We start from the raw sequence: 26,417 nt of genomic DNA, 5'->3' as shown, positions 1-26,417 counted from the left end.
AATCGCCTCCCTCAATTCGCGCCGCTTCTGGCGCAAGTTTCACGCTATCCCGCCACGTTGCGCGGCAAAGGTCAAATGAACGAACAGACAAGAAAGGCCGCTGCCAGCAGGAGGCCGGTTGTCCGGTTGCTTCTGAACACGGCCAGGCAGGCCCGCCCGTCTTCCGGATCGACCTTGCGGATCTGGTCGAACAGGTGAAACGTGAAAGGCAGGAGGGCCAGCGCGAACCACACAGGCGCTCCGGCGAGTACGCCCGCGAGGGCGGCAAGCGCTGCGGTGAGCCCGTAAAACCCCCACAGCCAGAGATGCAGATGAGCCTGCAGGGCCCGGGCCGTGGACTTGACGCCGACAAGCGCGTCATCCTCCCTGTCCTGACAGGCATAGATGGTGTCATAGCCGATCGTCCAGAACACGCTGGACGCATAGAGGAGCAGCATGGGCGCATCGATCCGGCCGGCAATGGCGGCATATCCGACCAGCACACCCCAGTTGAAAGTCAGCCCCAGCCAGGCCTGCGGCCACCAGGTGATCCGCTTCATGAACGGATAGGCGGCGACCAGCACCAGCGATCCGAGTGCCATCCAGATGGCCAGCGGCGGCAATTGCATCAGGATGACAAAGCCGGTGAGGCATTGGGCCAGCAGGAACAGCCAGGCCGAACGGACAGAGATCGTGCCCGCCGCCAGCGGCCGGTCTGCGGTGCGCGCGACGCGGCGGTCGAGATCGCGGTCCACGATATCGTTATAGGTGCAGCCGGCGCCGCGCATGGCGATGGCGCCGATGGCGAATAATACGGCCAGGCCGAGATCACTCCATTGCGGGGCAAGGCCGCTGCCGAGACGGGCGAGCAGCAGACCGGTCCAGCAGGGAATCGCCAGCAGCCAGAACCCCACGGGCCGGTCATAGCGGGCGAGCCGCAGGAACGGCCGGAACCGGTCCGGGGCATGATCCACCCAGCTTTTCGGGAGGCTGTCTGCCACCCGCCGATCCGATTGCATAACCATGCGCCCAATCTGCCCTGATCCGGCAAAGCCGGGCAAGAGAGTTGACGCCGCAGCTGCACATGCGTACCGGCAAGGCATGACAGACCCGCGCCTATACTACGGCGATCCGCTGCGCGCTTCGGACGAGATCAGGCTCGGCCGCGATGAGAGCCATTACCTGGTCTCCGTCATGCGCCGTCAGGCCGGTGATAGTGTCAGGCTTTTCAATGCCCAGGACGGGGAATGGCGCGCCGTCATCCTGACAGCCGACCGCAAGGGCACGATCCTGCGGCCCGAAGAAAAGCTGCGCGCTGCGCAGGGCGTCCCGGATCTCGATCTGCTGTTCGCGCCGGTCAAGAAAGCGCGGACCGATTTCATTGTGGAAAAAGCCACGGAACTCGGCGTGCGCCGGATCCGCCCGGTGCTGACCCGGCGGACCATTGCCGACAAGGTGCGAATCGACCGGCTGGCGGCGCTGGCACGGGAAGCGGCCGAGCAGACCGAGCGTTTTGACCTGCCGGAGATTTTTGAAGCTGAAAAACTGGACGCCGTTCTCAATGGATGGCCGGCTGACCGCGTCCTGATCTTTTGCGACGAGGCGGGGGAAGCGCCGCCGATGGCAGAGGCATTGCGGGGCCGCGGCGCCAGCAAGGCCGCCATACTGATCGGGCCGGAAGGCGGGTTCACACCCGAAGAGCGTGACCGCATCCGCCGCCTGCCTGCCGCAATGCCGGTCAGCCTCGGGCCGCGCATATTGCGGGCGGATACGGCTGTGGCGGCGGCCCTGACGCTCTGGCAAAGCGGTTGCGGGGACTGGGCCGGGCACGCACAAGCGCGTGATTAATGCGTGTTCCGCCTTGCCGGACGCATACCGGCTGACTACCTAGGCGAAAAGGGCAAGGGGAGCGGCAAGCTTTTGAGCGGATCCTATTCAGACGGCGGCCAGGGGCCGGTCATCGAAACCATCAGCGAGATGGCGGACCATCTGGCCACGGGCTGCAAGCCCAAGGACCGGTGGCGCATCGGCACCGAGCACGAGAAATTCGGCTTCCGTCTGAGCGATCACGGCCCCTTGCCCTATGAAGGCGACGGCCCGACCGTGCGCAAGATGCTGGAAGGCCTGACGCGGTTCGGCTGGGAGCCCGTGCTGGAAAAGGGCAAGCCGATTGCCCTGAAGCGCGAGGGTGCCAGCGTCAGCCTGGAACCGGGCGGGCAGTTTGAACTGTCAGGCGCGCCGCTGGAAACCGTCCACCAGACCTGTGCGGAAGTGAATTCGCATCTGCGCGAAGTGCGCGCCGTGGCCGATGAAATCGGGGCCGGCTTTCTGGGGCTGGGTTTTTCGCCGAAATGGACGCTTGAAGAAACGCCGATGATGCCGAAGGGCCGCTATGGCCTGATGAAAGCCTACATGCCCAAGGTCGGCACGCTGGGGCATCAGATGATGTTCCGCTCCTGCACGGTGCAGGTGAATCTCGATTTCGACAGCGAAGCGACGATGGTGAAGATGTTCCGCGTCTCGCTGGCGCTGCAGCCGGTAGCAACCGCGCTGTTCGCCAATTCGCCCTTCACCGAAGGCAAGCCGAACGGCTTCATGTCCTACCGGGCGCATATCTGGACCGACACGGACAACAACCGCACCGGCATGCTGCCCTTCGTGTTCGAGGACGGGATGGGTTTCGAGCGCTATGTCGAATATGCGCTGGACGTGCCGATGTATTTCGTCAAACGCAAGGGCGAGTTTATCGATGCCACGGGGCTGAGCTTCCGCGATTTCCTCGCCGGAAAGCTGCCGGTGTTGCCGGGCGAGCGCCCGACCATGGAGGATTTCGACGATCACCTGTCGACCATCTTCCCCGAAGTGCGGCTGAAAACCTTTCTAGAAATGCGCGGCGCGGATGGCGGTCCCTGGAACCGGCTGTGTGCGTTGCCGGCCTTCTGGACGGGTATTCTCTATGATGACGCGTCGCTGGATGCGGCGTGGAATCTGGTCCGGGACTGGACCGCCGAAGAACGCGAGGATTTGCGCCGTGGAGCCGCGAAGTTGGCGCTGCATGCGCCCTTCCGCGACCGGACTCTGCAGGACATTGCCAAGGATGTGCTGGCCATTTCCCGGGACGGATTGCGGGCGCGCGGCCGTCCGAACGGGCATGGCGAGAATGAAACCATCTTCCTGGACGAGCTGGACGCGATTGCCGCTAGCGGCCGCAGTCCGGCGCGCGAACTCCTGCAGCGCTATCATTCCGGATGGGAGTATTCGGTCGATCCCGCTTTCCGCGAATGCGCTTACTGACAGTTTCGTGACAGGACCCGGCTTGTTCTGTGGTTAACGCCGTGGTCAAGTGCCGCCCGACACCCGGCGCATGCCGGAATCGGGGAGGTTTTTTTGACTGATACAACGGCTTCGGTAACGCCTGCATCGCAGGACACCAGTTTCTTCGGCCACCCGAAAGGGCTGGCCATCCTGTTTTTCACCGAGATGTGGGAACGCTTTTCCTATTACGGAATGCGCGGCCTGCTGATCATCTATCTGACACAGCACTTCCTGTTCTCGGATGAGCGCTCGACCCTGATCTATGGTGCCTATACGGCGCTGGTCTATGTGATGACGATCATCGGCGGCACGCTCGCCGACCGTTATCTGGGGCAAAGAAAAGCGGTGACCTACGGGGCGATTCTCCTCGTTCTGGGTCACGGCATGATGGCCTTTGAAGGCGCCGGCTCCCGCGAAATCATGACGTATGAAGGCGCGGAATACCAGCTGACACTGGATGGCCGCGGCGGCGATGCCAACCAGATCGTCATTTCAGATTCCGGCCAGTCCGTCATCCGGTTTGAAAACCAGGGCAGCGTCATGATCGTGGACGACCCGGCGGCGGTCGGTCTTCCCGCGCAGATCGAGTTTTCCGGCGACATGACCCGGATCGAGCAGGAAGAATTATACGTCAATATCCTCTATTTCGCGCTGGCCCTGATCATTGCCGGTGTGGGCTTTCTGAAAGCCAATATCTCGACCATTGTCGGCACGCTTTACGGGCTGGGCGATACGCGCCGGGATTCCGGTTTCACCCTGTTCTATATGGGCATCAATCTGGGGTCCTTCCTGTCCTCGATCACGGTCGGGATTATCGGCATTGTCTATGGCTGGGCGTGGGGCTTCGGGCTCGCGGGTGTGGGCATGCTGGTCGGTTTGCTGACCTTCCTGTTCTTCCAGGGATGGCTGGAGGGCCGTGCCGATCCGCCGGATGCCGAGAAGCTGAAAAAGAAGGTCTTCGGCCCGGTCAATGTGGAATGGGCCTGCTATCTGGCGGGACTGGCGATTATCGGCATTTCCATGCTGGCGGTGATGAACCCGCAATATATGGGCGGCATTCTGGGTCCGCTCGGCCTGATCATGCTGGCTTTCCTGGTGATTTACGCTTTCACCAAGACGGCCGGCCAGGAACGCGGTCAGATGTTCGCCGCGATCTATTTCGTGCTGGCTCAGATCCCGTTCTGGGCGCTGTTTGAACAGGCCGGCTCCTCGCTGAACCTGTTTACCGACCGGCTTGTTGACCGCACCATGTTTGGCTGGTCGGTGCCGGCACCGGTCTTCCAGAGCCTGAATGCGGCTTTCATATTCATCTTCGCGCCGCTGATCGCCTGGCTGTGGATCTATCTCGCCAAGCGGCGGATGAATCCGTCGACGCCGGTGAAATTCGCCTTCGGCGTTTTCCTCGTCGGTCTCGGATTTCTGGCACTGGTGCTGGGCATGAATGTCAGCGGCACGGCGGGGATGACAGCCGTTTACTTCATATTCCTCATCTACTTTGTTCACACGATGGGCGAGTTGATGCTGTCGCCGGTCGGCCTGTCGGCGGTCACCAAGCTGGCCCCGGCGCGCGTGGTGGGCATGACGATGGGGGCCTGGTTCCTCTATTCCGGCCTGTCCAACTTCCTTGCGGGGATCATTGCCTCGTCAACGGGCGCGGAAACCATTGGCGGGCAGCTGACCGATGTGGAAGCGGCCAAGGCCACCTATACGGCGGTCTATACGCAGGTTGGTTTGATCGCGATGGCGATTGCGGTCGGCATGTTGCTGATCTCACCGATCATCAAGAAGCTGATGGGCGATGCAGACGGCACGATGACACCGCATCCGGAGGATACCGAAGCGGGAGGTCCGTCCATGGACCGTTCGTCCGGAGCCCCGTGACGCTTTATTGAGAGCGGAAACCAAACCGCCGCGGAACCGGGTTCCGCGGCGGTTTTTTCTTATCCGGAACGGGGCTCAGTCATCGCCCCAGCGGTCATAGATGAGATTGCGGTCGAGCAGGCTGGACGACCGCCGCCGGCAGGCCGCGGAGCTGTCGATGGTGAAAACACCGTTGGTAAAGTCGATCCGGATCACGCCCTGGTCGAGCAGGTCCAGGCCGACGATCATGGCCGGCTCATCGGCCAGATCCAGCGTTTCAAAGATCGGAAAATCGCTCGCCAGCGCCCTGACATTGCGATGACACAGGCCGGTGAAGCGCACGGTGCCGATGCCCACCTCGCCGGCATTGCCGCCTTGCGGGCCCATGCCGAACACTTCGACACGCTGCATCTGACGGCCGGTCATGACTTCTTCTGCGAGCGCGCGGTTGATGAAGCTGCGGGTCGCGCCGGTATCGATCATGAAGGTGGTTTCGATGCCGCTCACCGTGCCCCGGGCGAGCAACATGCCATTGCGCGAGATCCGGCCTTCGAGTTCATCCAGATCCCATGGCGCATCCGGATCGACCCGGATCACATATTCCGTCAGGTCGATTTCGAGACGCTGGCCGCGGAAGGCATCTGTCCCGATAATGCCGAAAGCCACCAGATCGGCATTGACATCGGCATCTATCGTCACGGCCCGCTCGACCGGCGCGGGGCCGGCCCCGAAATCCAGCGCGGCAACCCCGAGAATGACGGTGGCATTCGAGCCGGTCAGACCATAGAGCGTGTCCGGAACCCCGTCCCGCAGCGACAGATCCAGCTGGTGCGCGAGCAGTTCAAGGATGGCCGTGTGATTGGCACCGGTGTCGAGAATGAAGGGGAAGGGGCCGCGATCGCCCACCATGGTCGGCAGGACATAATGTCCGGCATAGGATTGGCGGAGTTCGAGTGCATCATCGGCCCCGGCCATTCCCCAGGCCGTCAGGCTGAGAGCGGCCGCAGATATCATTGTACGAATGGACATAACTCTCCCTTTTGCGTCCATGCTTAGGCGGGCCTCTGGTCAACTGGAAAACACAAAAGCGTTAGCGGTTCAGAAGGTGCCGCGAAGCTGCAGATAGATCAGCGGCCCTTCGCGGCGATTCTGGTATTCGGTGGCGTCGATCACATTCAGCGCGCGGGACCCGTTGTAGAAGACACGTTGCCGCGAAAACCCGTTATCGAGCGCCTGGTCGATGCCGAGACGGGCCGTCAGCCCGGCCCAGCGCGTGGTCTCGACATAAATATCGAGATCGCCGTCGGTATGGCCTTCGAGCCGGTATTCGCGGGCGCGGAACACCTCGCCGTCCGAGAGCCAGAAATAGTCCCATCCCCAGGCGAGGTCGAGCGCCGGGAAAGTCTGGCGGTAGTCCAGGCGCAATTCCCACTCCCGAAAGTTCGACAGATGGCGTTGCTGCTGTGTCAGCGTGTCGTAGATGTCCGTGTCATACCATTCCAGAAACCCATCGAGCACGGCATTGGAAAGACCGATCGAGTCGAGCGGCATTGAAAATTCGCCGGTCAGGCGGAAGATCGTGCCATCGCCGATATTGCCCGGCGCATCGAAGACCCCATTGGGTGTGACAATCGAGATAAAATCATCAACGCCTTCAATCCAGTCCTGACCGATGCGGAAGGTGACCGAGCCACCTTCGCCGATCCGGCGTTCGGCTTCGGCTTCCAGTGTCCAGGTGCGCTGGGGTTCATAGTCGGGATTGCCGACGACGGCGTTATTGTCGGCGACATCCACAGAGCTTGCGAATTTCCCGAAGTTGAGCTGGTCGACATCACGGCGTCCGGCGATTCGGATGCTGGTATCCGGACGGGCCTGCCAGGTCAGGGCTATGGACGGTTTCGGGTAAGAGAATGTCCGCGATTGCCGGGTGTCGCCAGTCTGCTCGATTTCGGACGCCTCGAAGCGGATGCCGGATTCCAGATTGACCACGTCATTGATGGCCCAGACATGATTGATGAAGGCCTCCGCGCGGCGTTCCTCGACGCGAGTATCGGCGACGGGGACAGGAATCGGCGTGACGCTGTTGCCGTCATCGAGCTGCAGGCTCAGCGATGTGTCGCGCCAGTTGATCGCGGCTTCCGCCCCGAACTCGACGGTGTGGCGGTCATTCACGGTATAATTCAGGCTCTGACGGAGCACGGTTTCTGAAGTGTAGGCATTCGCCGTAAAGATGACGGCGTCGACAAAATTCACGGGATCGAAGGTTTCGAACGGCTCCGGACCATCATCCCAGAATTCGCGCCGCCACAGGAGTGTCGTCGTGGATGAGAGCCGGTCACTGAAATCATGGTTCAGTGTGCCGGTGAACGATCCGCCCTGACCGTAATTCGTGGTCGCTGACTGTTCATAGCGAAGCGGGAAGACCGTGCCGCCGGCAAAGCCGTCGACGAAGGAATTCTGATGCCGCCGCCATTCCCAGAAGAAAAACCGGCCATCCAGTTGCAGACGTGTGTCCTCGCCGAGCTGGCGGGCCAGGGAAGCGGTCGCAACATGTTCCCAATAGCGGCGCTGCTCATTCTCGTCGCGCGCCTCGGTTTGCGCACCAGCCCCGTCAAAGAGCGATTCGCGGCGCCGGATGCGGGGGCCGCGCAAAATGGATTCGAGGCCGATATTCAGATCGGTTTCGCCCAGCCGCGTGGCGTATGCGATCTCAGTGACACCGCCGATTCGCCCGCCGTCAAAATGATTGACCCGCGCCGACCATGAACCGGACGAGCCGGCGCCCTCGCGCAGCACGACATTCACCAGCCTGGCATGGCCGCGCATTTCGTATTGCGGTACGGGTTCGCGGATCAGCTCGACCCGCTCGACATCTGCGGCATTGATCCGCTGCAGCACGGTTTCGAGCGAGATCGTCTTGTTCGAGGGCCGCCGCCCGTCAACCAGCAGATTGCCGAAGGAATCGGCCAGTCCGCGGCGCTCGGTATCTCCGCCGGACAGGGAAAAGCCCGGAATGCGGCTGACCATGTCCAGTGCGGTGACCGGATTGAAGGATGTGAAGAAGTCGGTGCCGAAGCCGACAATCGCCGAACTTGGGTTTTCACCGGAATGGGTGGTGTTTTCCTGGGCATTTGCCGTGGCGGCAAACAGGCCCAGAGCCAGCGCAGACGCGCAGGCCGCAAATCTCCCTCGCATGAAGATCTTCCCCTGTCAGGCCCCCAAAGCCCGGTGGGTTGCAATCTAGAGATATTCGCGGCTGGCGGGATTAAATGACCGTAATTTCAATCACCAAAACGCGAGATGGCGTGATCAGCCGGCCCCGCCGACGGTCAGGCCGGCGATTTTCAGCGAGGGCTGGCCCACGCCGACGGGCACGCCCTGGCCGGCCTTGCCGCAGACACCCACGCCGGGATCCATCGAGAAATCATTGCCGATCATCGAGACTTTGGTCAGGGCAGTCGGGCCATCGCCGATCAGGGTTGCGCCCTTGACCGGTTCCTCCACCCTGCCGTTGCGGACGCGGTAGGCTTCGGTGCACTGAAAGACGAATTTGCCGGAGGTGATGTCGACCTGTCCGCCGCCAAAGCCGACCGCATAGAGCCCGTCATCCAGGCTTTCCAGCATCTCGGCCGGCTCATGGTCTCCTGCCAGCATATAGGTATTGGTCATGCGCGGCATGGGCGTATGGGCATAGGATTCGCGGCGGCCATTGCCGGTGGCCGGCATTCCCATCAGCCGGGCATTCTGGCGATCCTGCATATATCCGACCAGGATGCCGTCCTCGATCAGCACGGTGCGTTCGGTCGGCGTGCCTTCATCGTCGATTGTCAGCGAGCCGCGGCGTTTTTCCATCGTGCCATCGTCGACGACGGTGACGCCCTTGGACGCGACTTGCTGGCCCATGCGGCCGGCAAAGGCGGATGTGCCCTTGCGGTTGAAATCCCCCTCCAGCCCGTGGCCCACGGCCTCGTGCAGCAGCACGGCGGGCCAACCCGGTCCGAGCACCACATCCATCTGCCCGGCCTTGATATCGACGGCATCGAGATTGACCCGGGCAATCCTCAAGGCCTCGTCGGCGAGCGCTTTCCAGCTGTCCGGCGCGATCCAGGCTTCGAAGACATCGCGCCCGCCGGCCCCGGCGGACCCGGATTCGCGGCGGCCATCGCGTTCGACCGTGACGGACACATTCAGCCGCACCAGCGGGCGGTCATCGGTTTTCAGATCGCCATCCGGACGCAGGATGCCGACAATCCGGCGCGAGCCGGCAATGGAGGCAGACACCTGGACCACGGAAGGATCGCGGGCACGCAAATAGGCGTCAATCTCCTGGAGGAGCGCCGATTTGGCCTCGAATCCGGGCTCGTTGACCGGGTCGATGGCATCGTAGAGATGGCGGTTCGTGCCGGCCGGTGCCTCGGCAAATGTGCCATTGCGGCCTTCCCGTGCCGCGCCGACTGTCGCGGCAGCGCGTTTCAGCGCGTCCAGGGTCGGATCGCTGGAATGGGCATAGCCGGAGGCTTCACCGGACACGCAGCGGAGTCCGAAACCGCGGAGCGCGTCGAAAGAAGCGGTTTTCAGGCGGCCATCATCGAACACCAGGGTTTCCGAGGTGCCGTGTTCGAGGAAGAGTTCCCCGTCGTCGGCGCCGCTCAAGGGGTCTGCAATGACGGAACGCGCCGCATCGGCATCAAACTGAAACGGTGCGAAAGGATCGCTCGACATGTCCGTACTCCTGCAAGCCATGAAACAGACATAGCTGTGCGGCGCTCCGGTTGCGAGCCTTGTAACTGTTGAAGGTGAGGCCGGTCAGCTGCCGCGGGAAACGCTGAAGCGCGCCAATTGCTCGCGCGGGGCGGCCCAGTTCGGCGCCGCGGCCCGGGCGGCCCGGAAATCATCATAGGCTTCGGCGATCCGGCCGAGGCGTTCATATGCGACGGCGCGGTTGAAATAGGCTTTCTCCGAATCGCGCAATCCGCCTTCCAGCGCCAGCGTGGCAGCTTCAATGGCTTCCTCGAAGCGCGACAGGCGAATCAGGGCAGCCGACCGGTTCATCTCGATCTCGGGCGAGTCAAAACCGAGGCGGACGGCCTGATCCAGATCGTGGAGGGCGCCTTCGGGCTCACCGAGATGCAGATTGATAACGGCACGATTCACCCAGGTCCGCTGACGGTCGCGCAGCGGCAGATCCGAAGCGGCGAGGGCGGTATCACAGGCGTCCAGCGAGGATGGATAGGCCCGGGCCCAGCGGGCATTGTCAAAACATTGCGACGCCGGGCTATCGCCAATCACCATTAGCGATTGCGCGGTCGCCGTGCCGGCCAGAAGGCAGGTGGCCAGAATTCCGATTGCCAGCTTTTTCATCGCCTGCACCCTCCATGTGCGGACCCTGATCCAGGGCAGATCCATAAACTAGCAGAATGCCGTCAATTTGGAAAATACTGAATTATGCGGATGTTTTTCATCGACATTCCGGGTAGAGGCACGTATGCGACAAAAAAGCGCTGATAGCGGCCTGACAGGCTTGATCCGGCGCTCTATATTCCGGCTCAACCCGCGAGGGGGCTACTCGCGGAAAAACAATTATTTGGGGAAGCCATGCGATTTCTAACCGCGTTACTCGCCATCTGGACCGGCCTTGCTGCGGCCTCTGCCGCCCAGCCCGGAGCTCCGACGCCGGATGCCATCGGCATCCGCGAGGCCGTCACACCCGTGATGGAGTCGGTCGTCGATTTCCATACACTCGTCATGTACATCATCACGGCCATCGTCATCCTGGTGATGGTGTTGCTGTTGTATGTGATGGTCCGGTATAATCGCCGCGCCAATCCCACGCCCTCCAAGAACAGCCACAATACGCTGATCGAGATTATCTGGACGGCGGTGCCGGTCCTGATCCTCGTCGTGATCGCGATCCCGTCCTTCCGGCTCCTGTATCTTCAGGACGTCGTCCCGGAAGCGGAGCTGACGATCAAGGCCACCGGGTATCAGTGGTATTGGGGTTATGAATACGCCGATCTGGGCATTGGCGAGTTCTACGCCAACATGATCCCGGACGAGGAGATCGATCCCGCTGCCGGCCAGTTCCGCCTGCTGTCGACCGATTATCCGCTGGTGGTTCCGGTCGATGCGAATGTGCGGCTGAATGTGACCGCTGCCGACGTGATCCATTCGTGGGCGATGCCGAATTTCGGCGTCAAGATCGACGCCATTCCGGGCCGCTTGAACGAGACCTGGTTCCGTGCGGAGCAGCCGGGCGTGTATTTCGGCCAGTGCTCGGAGATCTGCGGTCTGCGTCACGCCTACATGCCGATCGAGATACATGTCGTTCCGCGCGATGTCTTTGATGCCTGGGCGGCGGCCGCTGCCGAGGACATCGATGCCGGCCGGACGATGATAGCTGAATACCAAGCCGGTGTCCGTGAGACCCGGATGGCCTCGCGCTGAGGAGAAGAGATATGTCAGACGCTGCAGTACAACACGACGATCACGACCACTCGCCCAGCATCTGGGATCCGCGCCGCTGGCTGTTCTCGACGAACCACAAGGACATCGGCACGATGTATCTGGTGTTCGCGATCGTGGCGGGCGTCATCGGCTTTGCGATGTCAGGTGTCATCCGCTGGGAACTGGCGGAGCCGGGCATCCAGGTCTTTGACGGCACATCGCTTCTGGGTGCGCTGGCCGCGAACGAGCACTCCTATAATGTGTTCATCACCGGCCACGGGCTGATCATGGTCTTCTTCGTGGTGATGCCGGCCCTGATCGGCGGCTTCGGAAACTGGTTTGTCCCGATCCAGATCGGTGCGCCGGACATGGCCTTCCCGCGGATGAACAACATCTCCTTCTGGCTGTTGCCGTTTGCCTTCGCGCTGCTGCTGCTCTCGATTTTCGTGCCGGGGTCCGGTGCCGGAAACGGCTTTGGCGGGGGCTGGGTGATCTATCCGCCGCTCTCGACCAGCGGACACCCCGGACCGTCAATGGATCTGGCAATCCTGTCGCTGCACCTGGCCGGGGCCTCGTCCATTCTCGGTGCGATCAACTTCATCACCACGATTTTCAACATGCGTGCGCCGGGCATGACCATGCACAAGATGCCGCTGTTTGTCTGGTCGATGCTGATCACGGCCTTCCTGCTGCTGTTGTCGCTGCCGGTTCTGGCCGGGGCGATCACCATGCTGCTGACGGACCGCAATTTCGGCACCACCTTCTTTGACCCGGCCGGTGGCGGCGATCCGGTGATGTTCCAGCACCTGTTCTGGTTCTTCGGACACCCGGAAGTCTACATCATGATCCTGCCGGGCTTCGGCATGATCAGCCACATCGTGTCGACCTTCTCGCGCAAGCCGGTCTTCGGCTATCTCGGCATGGCCTATGCCATGGTCTCGATCGGTTTCATCGGTTTCATCGTCTGGGCGCACCACATGTACACGGTGGGAATGGACGTTGACCTGAAGGCCTATTTCGTGGCGGCCACCATGATCATTGCGGTGCCGACCGGCATCAAGATCTTCTCGTGGATTGCGACCATGTGGGGCGGCTCGATCGAGTTCAAGGTGCCGATGGTCTGGGCGATCGGTTTCATCTTCCTGTTCACCGTGGGCGGTGTGACCGGTGTGATGCTCGCCAATGCCGGTGTCGACGCCTATCTGCACGACACCTATTATGTGGTGGCACACTTCCACTATGTGCTGTCGCTGGGTGCGATCTTCGCCATTTTCGCCGGTTTCTACTACTGGATCGAGAAAATGAGCGGCTATCAGTATTCAGAAGTCCTCGGACAGCTGCACTTCTGGATCACCTTTATCGGCGTCAATCTGATCTTCTTCCCGCAGCACTTCCTGGGGCTCCAGGGGATGCAGCGGCGGGTGCCGGATTATGCGGATGGCTATGCCCTCTGGAACCAGGTCTCGTCGATCGGCTATGTCGTCACCCTGGTCGGGACAGTGGTCTTCTTCGTCATGCTGGCCGACATCTTCCTGCGCCGCCGCAAGGGCGTGGCCAATCCGTGGGGCGAAGGCGCCACGACGCTGGAGTGGACGCTGTCCTCTCCGCCGCCTTTCCACCAGTTCAATGAACTGCCGGTGGTGAAGTCGGACAGTCACTAGGACACAGGTCAGGGGCGGAGGGAAACTTCCGCCCCAACCGCAACTGATTGAGAACATGGAAACGCGAAGCGATATCGCCCTGACGGAGCTTGTCTCGTCCAGACCCGCTGAATGGCGGGACTATCTCTCGCTGATGAAGCCGCGGGTGATGACGCTGGTCGTGTTCACAGCTTTCGCCGGCTATATCGCGGCGCCGGACTCCCTGCATCCCGTCATGGCGGCCATCGCCATTCTCGCTTTGGCGATGGGGGCGGGCGCGGCCGGTGCCCTGAACATGGCCTATGATGCCGATATCGACCGGCGCATGCGGCGGACACGGCTCCGCCCGGTGCCGCTGGGCAAGGTCCGGCAGGAAGATGCCTATGGTTTCGGCATTGTCACCGCCGCCATCTCGATCGTGCTGATGACACTGGCCGCGAACCTGTTTGCCGCGGCGCTGCTGGCCTTCTCGATTTTCTTCTACGCGGTCATTTACACCATGATCCTGAAGCGGCGGACGCCGCAGAATATCGTCATCGGCGGTGCCGCCGGGGCCTTCCCGCCAATGATCGGCTGGGTGATCGCCACGGGCAGTGTGTCGATGGATGCGGTGATCCTGTTTGCCATCATCTTTTTGTGGACGCCGCCGCACTCCTGGGCGCTGGCGCTCTACAAGGCCGGCGATTATGCCGATGCCGGCGTGCCCATGATGCCGGTGGCCAAGGGAGCCAAACGGACGCGGCTGGAAATCCTGATCTATTCGCTGATCCTGACGCCGTTTGCGCTGGCCCCGGTGCTGACCGGCCTCGGCGGCGTGCTCTACGGGCTGGCGGCTTTCCTGGGGGGCGCGGTCTTCATCATCCTGGCGTGGCGGATTTTTGATTCGCGCGCCGGAGAAGCCGGATCCGCCGAGGAGGGCGCGCTCTATGCCGTGCGGGCCGGTGACAAGGCCGCGCGCGACCTGTTCGCCTATTCCATCGGATATCTGGCCACGCTGTTTGCCGCGCTCATCGCCGAACATGCCATGGGCGCCTATATCGCGACTCCGCTGGGAGGTGTGCTGTGAGTGATGATCCGGTAGCCGGTGAAACTGAAGGCAGCGGCGCTACGGAACCGGCAGGCAATGCGCCGACGCAGCAGGACTTCATCAAGGCGCGCAAGCGCCGCAATGTGATGATTGCCTTGTCGCTGGTGGCTTTCATGGTGCTGATCTTTTCCATTACGGCCATCCGCCTGACCCAGAATCTGGCTGCACGGCAGGACGCTGTGATGGAACAGGATGCAAATGCTCCGGCAGGAGAGGAGGCCGGTTACGATGAATAAGAATACCCGCCTCTTGGTGACGCTGTCCGGTGTCGCGGTGGCCATGGTCGGTGCCGCCTATGCCGCGGTGCCGCTGTACAATCTGTTCTGCCAGATCACCGGATATGGCGGCACGACACAGGTAGCGACCGCGGAAGCCGGTTCGGTGCTCGAACGCACGGTGGAAGTCCGGTTTGATTCCAGCATGGAACGCGGCCTGCCCTGGACGTTCGAACCTGTGCAGACGTCCATGACGGTGAATGTTGGCGAAACATCGCTGGCCTTCTACCGGGCGACCAATAATTCGGACCAGCCCGTGACCGGCATGGCGACCTATAATGTCACACCCTTCAAGGCCGCTCCCTATTTTTCCAAACTGGAATGTTTCTGCTTTACCGAGCAGACCTTGCAGCCGGGCGAAAGCATTGAAATGCCTGTCTTGTTCTTCGTTGATCCGTTGATTGACGAGGAAAGACGCATGGATGATGTGCGCACCATCACATTGTCCTACACCTTTTTCGAACAGGATGCCGACGGCGCCGGCGCGACAGGTCGCCGCGAAGCGGCACCATAGCATTGATCCTTCCCCCGGCGGCCTGTATCAGGATTTGAAATTCGTCCGGGGACGACTCGCAGGAGACAGGACATGGCCGGTCACGCCGTCAAACACGATTACCACCTCGTCAATCCGAGCCCATGGCCGGTTGTCGGTTCACTGTTCGCCTTTATCATGATGCTGGGCGCTGTCGTCTGGATGAAGGGCCTTGCAGAGGGCAATTTCTTCCTTGGCGAAGGTCAGCCCTGGCTGTTCTTCACCGGCCTGCTGGGCATCTTCTATGTGATGTTCGGCTGGTGGGGCGATGTGATCAAGGAATCACGCGCCGGTGATCACACGCCGGTGGTCGATATCGGCCTGCGCTATGGCATGATCCTGTTCATCGTGTCGGAAATCATGTTCTTCGTGGCCTGGTTCTGGGTGTTCTTCGAAGGCGCACTTTTCCACGAATTGCGGGCTGGCGAGAGCTGGGATGCGATTGCCATCGGAGCCGATTTCGCTGGCTGGGAAAGCTGGCCGCCGCCGGGTGTCGAGACGTTTGATCCCTGGCATCTGCCGCTGATAAACACGCTGATCCTGCTGCTCTCGGGCACGACGGTGACCTGGGCGCACCATGCGCTGCAACATGGCGACCGCAAGGGGGCCATCCAGGGCCTGATCCTGACCGTGCTGCTCGGCATGAGCTTCACCGCGGTCCAGATCTATGAGTATAGCCACGCGCACTTCGCGTTCGATGGCAACCTCTATGGCGCGACCTTCTTCATGGCGACGGGCTTCCACGGGGCGCACGTTGTCATCGGGACGATCTTCCTGGCGGTCTGCCTGATCCGTCTGTTGATGGGCGGCATGACTCCGCAGAAGCATTTCGGCCTCGAGGCCGCCGCCTGGTACTGGCACTTCGTGGACGTGGTCTGGCTGTTCCTGTTCGCTTTCGTCTACGTCACCTTCCAGTAGGACATGACCGCCGTCTCCCCCTTCCTCGCGGGCGCAAAAGGCCGCTGCCCGCGATGCGGGGAGGGGGCGATGTTTTCCGGCTTTCTGACGATCGCGCCGTCCTGCAGCGCCTGTGATCTGGATTACGGCTTTGCGGATGCGGGGGACGGTCCGGCGTTCTTCGTGATGTCGATTGTCGGCTTTCCGGTGGTGTTTCTGGCGCTGCTTTTTGAAGTCGCGGTTGGCCCGCCGCTCTGGGTGCATATGGTGGTATGGCTGCCGGTAACAGTGGCGCTCTGCCTGCTCCTGCTGCGGCCGTGCAAGGGCATATTGTTTGCCCTGCAGTTCAAGCATGCAGCCGAAGAAGCACGCTTCAATGACGACCACTGATGCGAGGCGCTGATGTTCCGCCCGCTTCCCATTCTGACTCTCCTTTTCATTCCTGCGCTGGCCTTGTTGATCTGGCTGGGCAGCTGGCAATTCGGGCGTATGGCGGAAAAGGCCGATGCGATTGCCGCCTGGGAGGCCCGGCAGGGCGGGGAAGTGCTCGACTGGCAGGCCGCGCTCTGTGATATCCGGGCCAGCTTTACCGGCATCGATATCCGCCCGCCCGAGGGCGTTGACTCCGCGCAGATCCGGTTTCATGGCCGGTCGGCATCGGGGGAGCTGGGCTGGCGGCTGATGTCGCCCCTGGAGGTGCCCGCCTGCTTTGATCCGGCGGCCGGGGACTACATGCTGGTGCAGACCGGATTTGAAACCTTCGAGGGCGCGGTGCTGCCGGCACCGTCGACGCTGGTGTTTGCCCGGCCGCCGGAAGCGGGCCTGTTCGATGCCGCCAACAATCCGGAAACCGGTGAATTCTTCCGCTTCGAACCGGATTCGCTGTCGTCTGCGCTTGGCGGCCGGCCGATGACCGGGGAGGCGTGGCTGATCGAGGCGGAAAACGGCTTGCCGCCGCATCTGGCCAATGTGCCGCCAGGTCAGCATCTGGGCTATGCGCTCACCTGGTGGGGGCTGGCCATCGGTCTTGTGGCTGTCTATCTGCTGATGCATGTGCAGGCCGGGCGGTTGCGTTTCACCCGGCGTTAGCGGGTTTGGTGTATACAGATCATCGACGAGCATGAGGCTGACCTATGGCGCTGTGGCGCGATGATTCTCCCACCATTGAGCTGGAAACCCGTGATCTGGTGCTCAGGGCCCCGCGCGCCGAGGATTACGAGGCCTGGGCGAAGCTGCGCGCGGCCAGCCGCCGCCATACCGAGCCGTGGGAGCCGTCCTGGACCGAAGACGAGCTGACGCGCACCGCCTATCGCGGCCGGTTACGGCGGTATGATCTGGACTGGAAGGAGGGGCGCGGCGCGCCTTTCTTCGTGATCCGCAAGCGGGGCAATCTTCTGATCGGGGCCTGCAATCTCAACAATATCAAACGCGGTGTGATGCAGTCGGCAGATATCGGCTACTGGATCGGCGCGCCCTATGTGCGTCAGGGCTATGCGCGGCAGGCTGTCCGCCGCGTCCTGGCCTTTGCCTTCAGTGAATTGCATTTGAACCGTATCGAGGCCGCGGTGCAGCCGGCGAATACCGTGTCGCGTGCCCTGCTGGAAGAGATCGGGTTCCAGCATGAGGGGCTGGCGCGGCGGCTCCTGTTCATTGCCGGCGAATGGCGGGATCATGACAGGCTGGCGCTGCTGGCCGGAGATCCGATCCGTGGATGACGCCCTGTTCAGCCGCGCCGCAAGGGCGACCGGAGCCGTTGCGTTTTCGCTTGATCTGGACCGGGCGCATTTTTCCGGTCCGGTTGGCGAGATCGGGCTGTTGAAGCCGGATTACCGGATGGATGATATCATCGACATGCTGGCGCCCGGCGACCGCGAGGATTTCACCGCTGCGCTGGTCTCCGGCGATATCGATCTGCGCGTGCGCATGGTCGGCGAGGAGGGCGCGGTCCGCTATCTGCGCTTTATCGGTTCGCGCGCGGGCGATGAAAGCCTGACCGGACTCATCCTGCCGGCCGGCCGGTTTTCCATTGACGCCCGCGATCAGCTTGACCGGGAAACACGCGTCACCGACGCCGTCGAGGACGGTGAAATCCTGGCCCATTACCAGCCGATCATCGCGCTCGAGACGGGCCGGCTGGCCGGGTTTGAGGCGCTGGCGCGATGGGACCGGCCAGGCGTGGGCATTATCGGGCCGGATGATTTTCTGGCGCTGGCCGATGATCTCGACCTTCTGGGCCGGATTGGCGATCAGGTCCGCGAGACCGCGGCGCGCGATCTGGCCGCCTGGCGCCGGTCAGCGTCCGGGGCTCCGCTGTTCATGGCGGCCAATGCCAGTGTCGGCGAGCTGCTGGCTGACGGGTTTACAGACCGGTTGATCGCCGCTGTCACCAAGGCCGGGCTGCGGGCGGGCACCTACAAGCTGGAAATCGCCGAAACCGAGATCATGCGCGAGCCGGACCGGGCGGCGGCGGTGATTGCGGAGCTGAAAGCCGCGGGCATACAGATTGCGCTGGATGATTTCGGCACCGGTTATTCCTCGCTGTCCCGGCTTGATGAATTCAGCTTCGATACGGTCAAGATCGACCGCTATTTCGTCCGCGCCATGTCGGCTTCGGCGAGTGCGGCCAAAGTTGTCGAATCCGTGCTGCAGCTGGCAAAGCATTACGGCATGACCGTGGTCGCCGAAGGCATTGAGTCGGCCGAGACCGCCGATCAGCTCGCGGCCATGGGGTGCGATTTCGGTCAGGGCTTCCGCTTTGCCGGCGCGGTGGCTCCGGAACTGGCCGCGGAGATCGTAAGATCCGGCCTGCCGGGGCGGATCATATCGCCACTGGGCTGAGGCTCAGGCGTGGCCGGAAATAGCGGACAGCCGCGCGGGGTCGACGCCGATCTGTTGCAGGGCCCGCTCCCATTTGTCGTCGAAACGGTCATCGAAGATCAGACCCTCTTCCGGGTCGGCCACGAGCCAGGCGCTGGCCTGTAACTCGTCCTCCAGCTGGCCCGGCCCCCAGCCGGCATAGCCGAGCGCCAGAACGGCCTGCCGCGGCGGGTGATCGGACGCCATCGCATCCAGCACCTCGCGCGTCGCTGTCAGGCAGATATTACCCGAGACCCGCATGGTGGCGCTGTCATGGGCAAAGTCCGGTGTATGCAGGACGAAACCGCGATCGCCATCGACCGGTCCGCCATTCAGCACGGCACGGTCGGGCAGGATGATGTCGCTTTCAATGCCGAGCTGCCCGAACAGGGCGGGCAGGCGCAGATCCTCGACCGGATTGTTGATGGCGATGCCCATGGCGTGGTCCTCGTCATGGTCGCAGACATAGATCAGGGCGCGATCGAATCGCGGATCGCCGATCGCAGGACTTGCGATCAGCAGCTTGCCGGTGAGATATCCTTCTTCGCCCATATCTGTATGCTTGCCGGAATCCGGGGACAGGTAAAGTCAATTTCCCGCTGTTCAGGCGGGATTTGATCGGGCAGACATGAATTATAACAGAAAATGCGAGGAGCATGAAATATGACGATTTCCAAAGGTGACCGCCTCCCCGACGTCAAGTTCGGCATCATGACGGAAGATGGCCCCTCCCAGAAAAGCACGTCCGACGTTTTCGCCGGCAAGACGGTGGCGCTGTTTGCCGTGCCCGGCGCTTTCACGCCGACCTGCTCGGCCAAGCATCTGCCGGGATTTGTCGAAAAAGCCGCCGAGCTGCGGGCCAAGGGTGTTGATGACATCGCCTGCGTGTCCGTCAACGATGTGTTTGTCATGAATGCCTGGGGCAAGGATCAGGGCGTCGGCGACGACATTGTGATGCTCGCTGATGGCAATGGCGATTTCGCCAAGACGACGGGCCTGACCATGGATGGCAGCGGCTTTGGCATGGGCACACGCTCGCAGCGCTTTTCCATGCTGGTGAAGGACGGAGTGGTCGAGATACTGAACACGGAAGAGCCGGGCGATTTCCGCACCTCCAGTGCCGAACACATGCTCGGCCAGCTCTAATCTGACACAGGAGTGAAGGCCCATGGGCACTTTGATCTTTATCGGCGTTGTCGTTCTTCTGGCGCTTGTCCTGGTCACGTCGACCATCAAGGTCGTGCCGCAGAGCATGGAATACACGCTCGAGCGGTTCGGCCGCTTCACCCGGAAGATGGGCCCGGGCCTTCACTTCATCATCCCCTTCTTCGACAAGGTCGGGTACAAGATCAATATGCGCGAGCGCGTTCTGGACGTGCCCAAGCAGGAAGTGATCACCAAGGACAATGCCATGGTATCGGTCGATGCCGTGGTCTTCATCCAGGTGATGGAAGCGGCGCGGGCCGCCTATGAAGTCGATAATCTCGACTTTTCCATTCTCAATCTGGCGATGACGAATGTGCGGACCGTGGTCGGCTCGATGGATCTCGACCAGGTGCTGTCCAACCGCGATGATATCAATGCCCGGCTGCTGTCGGTGATCGATGCGGCCACCAATCCCTGGGGGGTGAAGGTGACGCGGATCGAGATCCGGGACCTGTCGCCGCCGCCGGACATTACCGAGGCCATGGCACGGCAGATGAAGGCCGAACGCCTGAAGCGCGCGGAAATCCTGGAAGCTGAGGGCCAGAAGCAGTCCGAAATTCTCCGTGCCGAGGGCGAAAAACAATCCCAGATCCTGGAAGCCGAGGGCCGCAAGGAAGCCGCGTTCCGCGATGCCGAAGCCCGCGAACGGGCGGCGGAAGCGGAAGCCAAGGCCACCGAGATGGTGTCGAAGGCGATTGCCGAAGGCGATCTCAATGCGATCAACTATTTCCTCGGCCAGAAATATGTCGAGGCCTTCGGCAAGCTGGCCGAGAGCGATCAGCAGAAAACCGTGATCATTCCGGCGGAATTCTCGAACATTGTCTCGACCGTGATGGGGGTCGGCGAGCTGGCCAAGGCAGCCCGCAATTCGGCCAAGGATGCCGCCGAGGGCGCCGTCAAACAGAACCGCGGCAGCGTTCCGCCAACCGGCTAGGGAGGGAAGGTCATGGATATCATCCTCACAGCTCTGGACAGCCTGAATATCTGGTGGTGGCTGGGCTTTGCCGCGATCCTGCTGGTCTCCGAAGTGCTGACCGGCACGACCTATATATTGTGGCCGGCGGCCGCTGCTCTTGTCACCGCCCTGCTGGCCAGCTTTGTGGGCTGGCCCGTGGAATTGCTCAGCTTTGCCGTCTTCGGCGTGATCTTCCTCATTCTCGGCGACCGTTTCGTGAAGCCGCTCCTGAAAAGCGCGCCGGAAAGCGGGCTGAATACCCGGGCGACCTATCTGGTCGGCGAACGGGTGACGGTGGTCGGCGGTTTCACCGAAGGCCGCGGACGGGTCCGCCATGGCGACACGGAATGGTCGGCGAAAACCGCGGACGGATCCGATCTGGCCGAAGGGGCCAATGTTGTCGTTGCAGCGCTGGACGGCACACGTCTGATCGTGAAACCTGCCTGAGCCGGATCCGGCCTGCAACGGTCTGAACGCCCGGCCTGCGCGCCCGGCGCGGCCCGCCGCCTCCCCTGAACAGGGGATGCCGCTCCGGGCCGGGATTCCATATTCCTCCTGCTGACGGTGTGAACAGAGAGGAATTCATCATGTCCAAGTCACTATCCATCGCCGCAGTCTGCCTGCTGGCCAGCGGGGCGGCCGCAGCGCAGCAAAGCCAGGTGATCCTGCTGGGCGATTCGGCGATGACGTGTCCGGAAATTGTCGTGGCGGCCAATGAAGCCACCGAAATTCTCGGCGGCGCACCGGAAGGTGGCGTGTTCGCAAGCGAGCAGGCGATCAATGCCGCGACCGGCCTTGCCATGCAGGGCGCTCTGCATTCGGGTGTGGGCCGCGCCATACCGGGAATCGGGGCCGTGGGGGGCATGCTCGGCCGGGCAGCGCAGCGCCGTCGCGAGGAAGAGGAGGCCCGCCAGGTGATTGCTGAACGCCGGTGGTATTATCTCAACGGTCTCTATGAGGGACGGGAATGCGATGCCGTCCTGCGCCGTGCCGCCGAGGCCGCCGCGCAAGCCAGCGTAGCTGAAACCGCTCCCGCCGAAACCGGCGCGGATGACGGCATGGCCGGGGTTGAGGGCAACTGACGGACTGCCGGGCGATCAAACTGCGGTGCCGGTCCTCATATCCGGCCGGCACCGGCTTCGTCCCGGCCTTTGACGGCCAGGGCATCGGCGCGTTCATTGCCGGGATCGCCGGAATGGCCCTTGATCCAGTCCCAGCGGACATCATGGCGGCGGGCAGCCTCTTCGAGCCGCCGCCATAAATCCTCGTTCTTCACCGGCTTTTTCGCGGCTGTTTTCCAGCCATTCTTCTTCCACCCGTGAATCCATTTGGTGACGCCATCGCGGACATAGACGCTGTCGGTGACCAGACGGACGGTGGACGGGCGTTTCAGGCTTTCCAGCGCGCATATCGCCGCCATCAATTCCATCCGGTTATTGGTGGTCTCGGCCTCGCCGCCATAGAGTTCCTTTTCATGGCCTTTCCATTCCAGCAGCGCGCCCCAGCCGCCGGGCCCCGGATTGCCGGAACAGGCTCCGTCAGTATGAATCGTGATCATGCCCATTAGCTGGGTTTCACCGGGTATTTCCGGGACAGATCGGCAAGGCCGGCAGTGATCAGCTCGGCGAGCACATCAAGATCAATATCGTCCAGCTTGTTGATATACAGGCATGACTTGCCGTGAGAGTGCTTGCCCAGCCGGGCCAGGATCGGCGAATAATCCGAATAGCCGGGCAGGATGTAGATGGAGAGTTTGGCCTTGCGCGGCGAAAAGCCGGTGGCCAGAAAATCGCCCTCGCGGCCGCTTTCGTATTTGTAGTGATACTCACCGAATCCGATAATCGCCGGGCCCCACATCCTGGCTTTCCAGCCCGTGGTTTTTTCAAACAGGTCGAGCAGGATTTCGCCTTCCCTGCGCCGCCGTTCGGATTCGATCGAGGCGATGTAGTCCCGGGGTGAGAGGGCGGTTGGCCGGGTCTTGTTGTCACTCATGATCAGGCAACCAGTCTGGGCAGTTTGAAGACCACATTCTCGTCAGTCACCCGCAATTCTTCAACCGCCGTATCATAGCGCGCGCCAATGGCGGCGATGAGATCCTCGACCAGTTGCTCCGGGGCCGAGGCGCCGGCCGTGACGCCGACTGTCTGCGCCGTTTCCAGCAGTGACCAGTCAACGGCGCTGGCATCTTCCACCAGCACGGCCTTACGGGCACCGGCGCGCAGGGCGACCTCGACAAGGCGCTTGGAGTTGGAGGAGGTTTCCGACCCGATCACCAGCACCACATCACAGGGTTCGGCCATGGTCTTGACCGCCGCCTGCCGGTTGGTTGTGGCATAGCAGATGTCTTCCTTGTGCGGCGCGGCAATGCCGGGGAAACGTCTTTGCAGCACCGCCACGATCTCGGCCGTATCGTCAACGGAGAGCGTTGTCTGGGTCGCGAAGGCGATCCGGGCGGGGTCTTTGGGCTCGAATTTTTCGGCGTCCCCGACGGTTTCAACCAGGGTGATGGCACCTTCGGGCAATTGCCCCAGCGTGCCGACGACTTCCGGATGGCCGGCATGGCCGATCAGGACAATTTCCATGCCCGCCGCATGATGGCGCTGGGCCTCGACATGCACTTTCGAAACCAGCGGGCAGGTGGCGTCGATATAGATCATCTCCCGGCGCCGGGCTTCTTCGGGCACGGATTTCGGTACGCCATGGGCAGAAAACACGACCGGCCGGTCCACCGGCGCCTCGTCCAGCTCATCGACAAAAATCGCCCCGATCCGCTCGAGGCGCTCGACCACATGCCGGTTGTGGACAATCTCGTGGCGTACATAGACCGGTGTGCCGAATTTGGTGATGGCCTGTTCGACAATCTGGATCGCCCGGTCCACACCCGCGCAAAATCCGCGCGGCGCGGCCAGCAAGACTTTCATCGGGCGTTTTTCCTGCGTCATTTCTTGTCCTTCATGTGCGGTCGTGGCGTTGCGGCGGCTGATCAGGCATCGTAAGACCCTGATCTAGTGAAGCGTCCGTCCGGAGTCATCACCCATGCGCTTGTTTGTCCCGCTGATTGCGATTGCCCTTGCTGGCTGCAGCTCGTTAGATCGTGCCATAAACGAAGCTCCTGACAATCCGGGACCCTGCCCTTCCGCCTTGGCTTTGTACGATGCGCATCGTGTCGTCGAACTGACTGAGCAACCCGCAACCATTGATTCCGTCGGATTCACCGGGGAGATCAATGGTGTGCGCTCGCTATGCCGCTATTACGAGCTCGAGCCGATCAGGGCCAATCTGGAGATTGATTTCGGATTTGGCCGTGGTCCTGCGGCGCAGGGGAATGAGCATACCTACACCTATTTCGTGGCGGTAACGCGCCGCGATAGTGTCGTGATCCATCGCGAGGAATTTCCGATCACTGTGCGCTTCGAACCGGGTCAGGACCGGGTCTTCCTGACCGAAACGCTGAATCGCATTTCCATTCCGCGGGCCAGGGAAACGACCTCGGGTTCCAATTTCGAGATCATTGTCGGTTTCGACCTGACCCCGGAACAGATTGAATGGAACCGCGCCGGCCAACGTTTCCGCGTGGATGCCGGTCAGGGCCAGGACTGAGCTCATGACGTCTATTGTTGACCAGTTGACCGCCCGTATCGGTGCGGCGTTCGATGCTGTTGGCCTGCCTGCCGAACTGGGCCGGTGCACGGAATCCGACCGTCCGGACCTCGCCCCGTATCAATGCAATGGTGCGATGGCGGCTGCGAAGCTGGCCAAAAAGGCGCCGCGGGCCGTCGCGGAAGAGATTGCCGCGCAGCTGGGTGGCGATGAGATGATCGCCGATCTGGAAATCGCCGGGCCGGGCTTTCTGAACATCACGCCAGCCGCGGACGTCTATGAACGCCAGGCGAATGCCATCGCTGCCGATGACCGGGCGGGAGCCGGTCATGTCGAGGCCCCGCGAAAGGTGATGATCGATTTCGGCGGCCCCAATGTCGCCAAGCCGATGCATGTCGGGCATTTGCGGTCCTCCGTGCTGGGCGACAGCCTGCAGCGCCTGTTCCGCTTTCGCGGCGACGATGTGGTGTCTGACATTCACCTCGGCGACTGGGGGTATCAGATGGGCCTGCTGGTCACCGAGCTGCAGGCCGAGCAGCCGGATCTGCCCTATTTCGATCCAGCCTATGAGGGCGAATACCCCTCCGAACCACCGGTCACGATCGAGGACTTGTCGCGGCTGTATCCGCAAGCGGCGGCCGCTGCGAAGGAAGATGACGAACGTGCGGCGCTGGCCCGCAAGGCGACAGCCGAATTGCAGGCCGGGCGGCGCGGCTACCGGGCGCTGCTGGCGCATTTCATTTCCGTGTCCATCGCGGCGCTGAAACATGATTTCGATACGCTCGGCGTGCATTTCGACCTTTGGAAGGGCGAAAGCGATGTCAATGAGCTGATCCCGGACCTGGTCGCGGATTTCAAGGCGCGCGGCGTGGCCGAAAAATCCGACGGTGCCTGGGTAGTGCGGGTGGCCCGCGACGATGACAAGAAGGAGCTGGCGCCGCTCATTCTTGTTTCATCGCAGGGCTCGGCGCTTTATGGCACGACCGATCTGGCCACCATTCTGGACCGGAAAAACACGGTTGGCCCGGACCTGATTCTCTATGTCGTGGATCTGGGCCAGTCCGATCATTTCGAACAGGTCTATCGCGCCGCCTACAAGGCCGGGCTCGCGAAGGAAGGCTCGCTCGAACATATCAAGTTCGGCACGGTGAACGGGCCGGATGGCAAGCGCCTGCGGACGCGCGCGGGCGGGACTTTCCGGCTCGCCGATCTGATCAATGAGGCATTCGAGCGCGCCAAGGCCCGGCTCAATGAGGCGGGGCTGGGGTCAGAGCTGGCGCCTGCGGAATTCGACCGTGTCGCACGCATGGTCGCCAATGCCGCGATCAAGTTTGCCGATCTGCAGAATTACCGCACGACAAATTACATTTTCGAGCTCGATCGCTTCATCTCGTTTGAAGGCAAGACCGGCCCCTATCTCCTGTATCAGGCGGTGCGGGTGAAATCGATCATGCGCAAGGCGGAAGCGGAAGGGCTGACAGCCGGACCTGTCCGGATCACCGACCCGGCCGAGGCCGCGTTGGTCCGGCGTCTCGACGGGTTTGATGCGGCCTTGCAGCGGGCCTATGAGCTGCGCGCGCCCAATCATGTCTGCGACCATGTCTATGCCCTGGCACAGGCCTTCTCGTCCTTCTATGCGGCCTGCCCGATCCTGCCGGAAAAGGATGAAACCATCCGCGCCTCGCGCCTGATGCTGGCGCAAACCACGCTGAAACAGCTGGAGATCGCGCTGTCACTGATCGGGCTGGACGCGCCGGAGAAAATGTAAACA

At 62.1% G+C, this 26,417-nt stretch carries 28 protein-coding genes; 19 read left to right on the top strand and 9 right to left on the bottom strand.

Translation table 11 applies throughout. From position 1 onward, the window contains the following. Positions 1-71: 71 nt before the first annotated feature. On the bottom strand, positions 72-980 hold the full coding sequence (gene ubiA / locus DBR16_RS09185) for a 4-hydroxybenzoate octaprenyltransferase (RefSeq protein WP_233347711.1): 909 nt from the start codon (positions 978-980) through the stop codon (positions 72-74). A gap of 100 nt (positions 981-1,080) precedes the next feature. On the opposite strand from ubiA, the gene DBR16_RS09180 reads away from it, so the two are divergent. The 3 genes from DBR16_RS09180 (at position 1,081) to DBR16_RS09170 (ending at position 5,175) form a co-directional block, all read left to right on the top strand. Continuing rightward, on the top strand, positions 1,081-1,827 hold the full coding sequence (locus tag DBR16_RS09180; RefSeq protein WP_109260963.1) for a 16S rRNA (uracil(1498)-N(3))-methyltransferase: 747 nt from the start codon (positions 1,081-1,083) through the stop codon (positions 1,825-1,827). A gap of 129 nt (positions 1,828-1,956) precedes the next feature. After that, complete coding sequence (locus DBR16_RS09175) at positions 1,957-3,273, top strand: glutamate--cysteine ligase (protein WP_109261820.1); 1,317 nt, start codon at positions 1,957-1,959, stop codon at positions 3,271-3,273. Between the two features lie 93 nt (positions 3,274-3,366). Continuing rightward, positions 3,367-5,175: a peptide MFS transporter gene (locus tag DBR16_RS09170; protein ID WP_233347708.1), complete on the top strand. Its 1,809-nt coding sequence runs from the start codon at positions 3,367-3,369 to the stop codon at positions 5,173-5,175. 75 nt (positions 5,176-5,250) lie between these two features. On the opposite strand, the gene DBR16_RS09165 is transcribed toward DBR16_RS09170, so the two are convergent. The 4 genes from DBR16_RS09165 to DBR16_RS09150 all read right to left on the bottom strand — a co-directional run bounded on the left by DBR16_RS09165 (position 5,251) and on the right by DBR16_RS09150 (position 10,515). Continuing rightward, complete coding sequence (locus DBR16_RS09165; protein ID WP_161539458.1) at positions 5,251-6,183, bottom strand: aspartyl protease family protein; 933 nt, start codon at positions 6,181-6,183, stop codon at positions 5,251-5,253. Between the two features lie 69 nt (positions 6,184-6,252). Beyond that, a complete protein-coding gene (locus tag DBR16_RS09160) occupies positions 6,253-8,349 on the bottom strand; it encodes a TonB-dependent receptor plug domain-containing protein (protein WP_109260961.1) in 2,097 nt (698 codons plus the stop codon). 114 nt (positions 8,350-8,463) lie between these two features. Next, a complete protein-coding gene (gene tldD / locus DBR16_RS09155) occupies positions 8,464-9,876 on the bottom strand; it encodes a metalloprotease TldD (protein ID WP_109260960.1) in 1,413 nt (470 codons plus the stop codon). An 84-nt stretch (positions 9,877-9,960) separates the two neighbouring features. After that, positions 9,961-10,515, bottom strand: a complete 555-nt coding sequence (locus DBR16_RS09150; RefSeq protein WP_161539457.1) for a tetratricopeptide repeat protein — start codon at positions 10,513-10,515, stop codon at positions 9,961-9,963. Positions 10,516-10,749: 234 nt separating this feature from the next. Between DBR16_RS09150 and coxB the strand changes: the two genes are divergently transcribed. From coxB to DBR16_RS09100, 10 genes are all read left to right on the top strand, one after another. After that, positions 10,750-11,598 carry a cytochrome c oxidase subunit II gene (coxB, locus tag DBR16_RS09145; protein ID WP_109260958.1) on the top strand — a complete coding sequence of 283 codons (849 nt, stop codon included), beginning with the start codon at positions 10,750-10,752 and terminating at the stop codon, positions 11,596-11,598. 11 nt (positions 11,599-11,609) lie between these two features. Further along, positions 11,610-13,259: a cytochrome c oxidase subunit I gene (ctaD, locus tag DBR16_RS09140; protein WP_109260957.1), complete on the top strand. Its 1,650-nt coding sequence runs from the start codon at positions 11,610-11,612 to the stop codon at positions 13,257-13,259. A 55-nt stretch (positions 13,260-13,314) separates the two neighbouring features. Continuing rightward, positions 13,315-14,304: a heme o synthase gene (locus tag DBR16_RS09135; RefSeq protein ID WP_109260956.1), complete on the top strand. Its 990-nt coding sequence runs from the start codon at positions 13,315-13,317 to the stop codon at positions 14,302-14,304. Then, complete coding sequence (locus DBR16_RS09130; RefSeq protein WP_109260955.1) at positions 14,301-14,561, top strand: protoheme IX farnesyltransferase; 261 nt, start codon at positions 14,301-14,303, stop codon at positions 14,559-14,561. Before DBR16_RS09135 ends, DBR16_RS09130 begins: the two co-directional genes overlap by 4 nt. Further along, positions 14,554-15,114: a cytochrome c oxidase assembly protein gene (locus tag DBR16_RS09125; RefSeq protein WP_199288383.1), complete on the top strand. Its 561-nt coding sequence runs from the start codon at positions 14,554-14,556 to the stop codon at positions 15,112-15,114. The genes DBR16_RS09130 and DBR16_RS09125 overlap by 8 nt, the downstream gene beginning before the upstream one ends. A gap of 72 nt (positions 15,115-15,186) precedes the next feature. Next, complete coding sequence (locus tag DBR16_RS09120; RefSeq protein WP_109260953.1) at positions 15,187-16,050, top strand: cytochrome c oxidase subunit 3; 864 nt, start codon at positions 15,187-15,189, stop codon at positions 16,048-16,050. Positions 16,051-16,053: 3 nt separating this feature from the next. After that, the gene (locus DBR16_RS14105) at positions 16,054-16,419 is read left to right on the top strand and encodes a DUF983 domain-containing protein (protein WP_109260952.1); all 366 of its coding nucleotides are present in this window, start codon (positions 16,054-16,056) and stop codon (positions 16,417-16,419) included. Positions 16,420-16,431: 12 nt separating this feature from the next. Next, positions 16,432-17,118, top strand: a complete 687-nt coding sequence (locus tag DBR16_RS09110) for an SURF1 family protein (RefSeq protein ID WP_109260951.1) — start codon at positions 16,432-16,434, stop codon at positions 17,116-17,118. 44 nt (positions 17,119-17,162) lie between these two features. Further along, positions 17,163-17,744: a GNAT family N-acetyltransferase gene (locus DBR16_RS09105; protein WP_109260950.1), complete on the top strand. Its 582-nt coding sequence runs from the start codon at positions 17,163-17,165 to the stop codon at positions 17,742-17,744. Further along, entirely contained in the window at positions 17,701-18,867 is a 1,167-nt protein-coding gene (locus DBR16_RS09100; protein ID WP_161539456.1) for an EAL domain-containing protein, read from the top strand. The genes DBR16_RS09105 and DBR16_RS09100 overlap by 44 nt, the downstream gene beginning before the upstream one ends. 3 nt (positions 18,868-18,870) lie before the next feature. On the opposite strand, the gene DBR16_RS09095 is transcribed toward DBR16_RS09100, so the two are convergent. Then, positions 18,871-19,437, bottom strand: coding sequence for a YqgE/AlgH family protein (locus DBR16_RS09095; protein ID WP_109260948.1), 567 nt, complete (start codon positions 19,435-19,437; stop codon positions 18,871-18,873). Positions 19,438-19,548: 111 nt separating this feature from the next. On the opposite strand from DBR16_RS09095, the gene DBR16_RS09090 reads away from it, so the two are divergent. The 4 genes from DBR16_RS09090 (at position 19,549) to DBR16_RS09075 (ending at position 22,128) form a co-directional block, all read left to right on the top strand. Then, a complete protein-coding gene (locus DBR16_RS09090) occupies positions 19,549-20,031 on the top strand; it encodes a peroxiredoxin (RefSeq protein ID WP_109260947.1) in 483 nt (160 codons plus the stop codon). A gap of 22 nt (positions 20,032-20,053) precedes the next feature. Beyond that, positions 20,054-21,025 (top strand): SPFH domain-containing protein, encoded by a 972-nt coding sequence (locus tag DBR16_RS09085; protein ID WP_109260946.1) that lies wholly within the window; start codon positions 20,054-20,056, stop codon positions 21,023-21,025. A gap of 12 nt (positions 21,026-21,037) precedes the next feature. Further along, on the top strand, positions 21,038-21,493 hold the full coding sequence (locus DBR16_RS09080) for an NfeD family protein (RefSeq protein ID WP_109260945.1): 456 nt from the start codon (positions 21,038-21,040) through the stop codon (positions 21,491-21,493). Between the two features lie 140 nt (positions 21,494-21,633). After that, positions 21,634-22,128, top strand: coding sequence for a hypothetical protein (locus DBR16_RS09075; RefSeq protein ID WP_109260944.1), 495 nt, complete (start codon positions 21,634-21,636; stop codon positions 22,126-22,128). A gap of 35 nt (positions 22,129-22,163) precedes the next feature. Here DBR16_RS09075 and rnhA read toward each other — a convergent pair whose 3' ends face one another. Genes rnhA through ispH form a run of 3 tightly spaced genes read right to left on the bottom strand, consistent with a single transcriptional unit; the run spans position 22,164 to position 23,988 of the window. Further along, positions 22,164-22,610 (bottom strand): ribonuclease HI, encoded by a 447-nt coding sequence (gene rnhA, locus DBR16_RS09070; RefSeq protein WP_109260943.1) that lies wholly within the window; start codon positions 22,608-22,610, stop codon positions 22,164-22,166. Next, positions 22,610-23,038: a DUF1801 domain-containing protein gene (locus DBR16_RS09065; RefSeq protein ID WP_109260942.1), complete on the bottom strand. Its 429-nt coding sequence runs from the start codon at positions 23,036-23,038 to the stop codon at positions 22,610-22,612. Before DBR16_RS09065 ends, rnhA begins: the two co-directional genes overlap by 1 nt. Before the next feature lie 2 nt (positions 23,039-23,040). Further along, positions 23,041-23,988, bottom strand: coding sequence for a 4-hydroxy-3-methylbut-2-enyl diphosphate reductase (ispH, locus tag DBR16_RS09060; protein WP_109260941.1), 948 nt, complete (start codon positions 23,986-23,988; stop codon positions 23,041-23,043). Positions 23,989-24,187: 199 nt separating this feature from the next. Here ispH and DBR16_RS09055 point away from each other — a divergent pair, with 199 nt between their 5' ends. Beyond that, positions 24,188-24,646, top strand: a complete 459-nt coding sequence (locus DBR16_RS09055) for a hypothetical protein (RefSeq protein ID WP_233347706.1) — start codon at positions 24,188-24,190, stop codon at positions 24,644-24,646. 4 nt (positions 24,647-24,650) lie between these two features. Then, positions 24,651-26,414, top strand: a complete 1,764-nt coding sequence (argS, locus tag DBR16_RS09050; RefSeq protein ID WP_109260939.1) for an arginine--tRNA ligase — start codon at positions 24,651-24,653, stop codon at positions 26,412-26,414. Positions 26,415-26,417: the final 3 nt, after the last annotated feature.

Source organism: Hyphobacterium indicum (assembly GCF_003129605.1).
GTDB lineage: Bacteria > Pseudomonadota > Alphaproteobacteria > Caulobacterales > Maricaulaceae > Hyphobacterium > Hyphobacterium indicum.
The sequence above is the reverse complement of the archived record's forward strand: the minus strand, read 5'-3'. Positions and strand labels throughout refer to the sequence as shown.

Bases quoted from the DNA above. Each gene is read 5' to 3' on its own strand.
- DBR16_RS09075 (WP_109260944.1), top strand. From the start codon at position 21,634: ATGTCCAAGTCACTATCCATCGCCGCAGTCTGCCTGCTGGCCAGCGGG.
- DBR16_RS09095 (WP_109260948.1), bottom strand. From the start codon at position 19,437: ATGGGCGAAGAAGGATATCTCACCGGCAAGCTGCTGATCGCAAGTCCT.
- DBR16_RS09065 (WP_109260942.1), bottom strand. From the start codon at position 23,038: ATGAGTGACAACAAGACCCGGCCAACCGCCCTCTCACCCCGGGACTAC.
- DBR16_RS09085 (WP_109260946.1), top strand. From the start codon at position 20,054: ATGGGCACTTTGATCTTTATCGGCGTTGTCGTTCTTCTGGCGCTTGTC.
- argS (WP_109260939.1), top strand. From the start codon at position 24,651: ATGACGTCTATTGTTGACCAGTTGACCGCCCGTATCGGTGCGGCGTTC.
- rnhA (WP_109260943.1), bottom strand. From the start codon at position 22,610: ATGGGCATGATCACGATTCATACTGACGGAGCCTGTTCCGGCAATCCG.
- DBR16_RS09120 (WP_109260953.1), top strand. From the start codon at position 15,187: ATGGCCGGTCACGCCGTCAAACACGATTACCACCTCGTCAATCCGAGC.
- tldD (WP_109260960.1), bottom strand. From the start codon at position 9,876: ATGTCGAGCGATCCTTTCGCACCGTTTCAGTTTGATGCCGATGCGGCG.
- coxB (WP_109260958.1), top strand. From the start codon at position 10,750: ATGCGATTTCTAACCGCGTTACTCGCCATCTGGACCGGCCTTGCTGCG.
- DBR16_RS09160 (WP_109260961.1), bottom strand. From the start codon at position 8,349: ATGCGAGGGAGATTTGCGGCCTGCGCGTCTGCGCTGGCTCTGGGCCTG.
- DBR16_RS09165 (WP_161539458.1), bottom strand. From the start codon at position 6,183: ATGTCCATTCGTACAATGATATCTGCGGCCGCTCTCAGCCTGACGGCC.
- DBR16_RS09105 (WP_109260950.1), top strand. From the start codon at position 17,163: ATGGCGCTGTGGCGCGATGATTCTCCCACCATTGAGCTGGAAACCCGT.
- DBR16_RS09150 (WP_161539457.1), bottom strand. From the start codon at position 10,515: ATGAAAAAGCTGGCAATCGGAATTCTGGCCACCTGCCTTCTGGCCGGC.
- DBR16_RS09175 (WP_109261820.1), top strand. From the start codon at position 1,957: ATGGCGGACCATCTGGCCACGGGCTGCAAGCCCAAGGACCGGTGGCGC.
- DBR16_RS14105 (WP_109260952.1), top strand. From the start codon at position 16,054: ATGACCGCCGTCTCCCCCTTCCTCGCGGGCGCAAAAGGCCGCTGCCCG.
- DBR16_RS09125 (WP_199288383.1), top strand. From the start codon at position 14,554: ATGAATAAGAATACCCGCCTCTTGGTGACGCTGTCCGGTGTCGCGGTG.
- ispH (WP_109260941.1), bottom strand. From the start codon at position 23,988: ATGACGCAGGAAAAACGCCCGATGAAAGTCTTGCTGGCCGCGCCGCGC.
- DBR16_RS09100 (WP_161539456.1), top strand. From the start codon at position 17,701: ATGACAGGCTGGCGCTGCTGGCCGGAGATCCGATCCGTGGATGACGCC.
- DBR16_RS09180 (WP_109260963.1), top strand. From the start codon at position 1,081: ATGACAGACCCGCGCCTATACTACGGCGATCCGCTGCGCGCTTCGGAC.
- DBR16_RS09080 (WP_109260945.1), top strand. From the start codon at position 21,038: ATGGATATCATCCTCACAGCTCTGGACAGCCTGAATATCTGGTGGTGG.
- DBR16_RS09110 (WP_109260951.1), top strand. From the start codon at position 16,432: ATGTTCCGCCCGCTTCCCATTCTGACTCTCCTTTTCATTCCTGCGCTG.
- ctaD (WP_109260957.1), top strand. From the start codon at position 11,610: ATGTCAGACGCTGCAGTACAACACGACGATCACGACCACTCGCCCAGC.
- DBR16_RS09135 (WP_109260956.1), top strand. From the start codon at position 13,315: ATGGAAACGCGAAGCGATATCGCCCTGACGGAGCTTGTCTCGTCCAGA.
- DBR16_RS09090 (WP_109260947.1), top strand. From the start codon at position 19,549: ATGACGATTTCCAAAGGTGACCGCCTCCCCGACGTCAAGTTCGGCATC.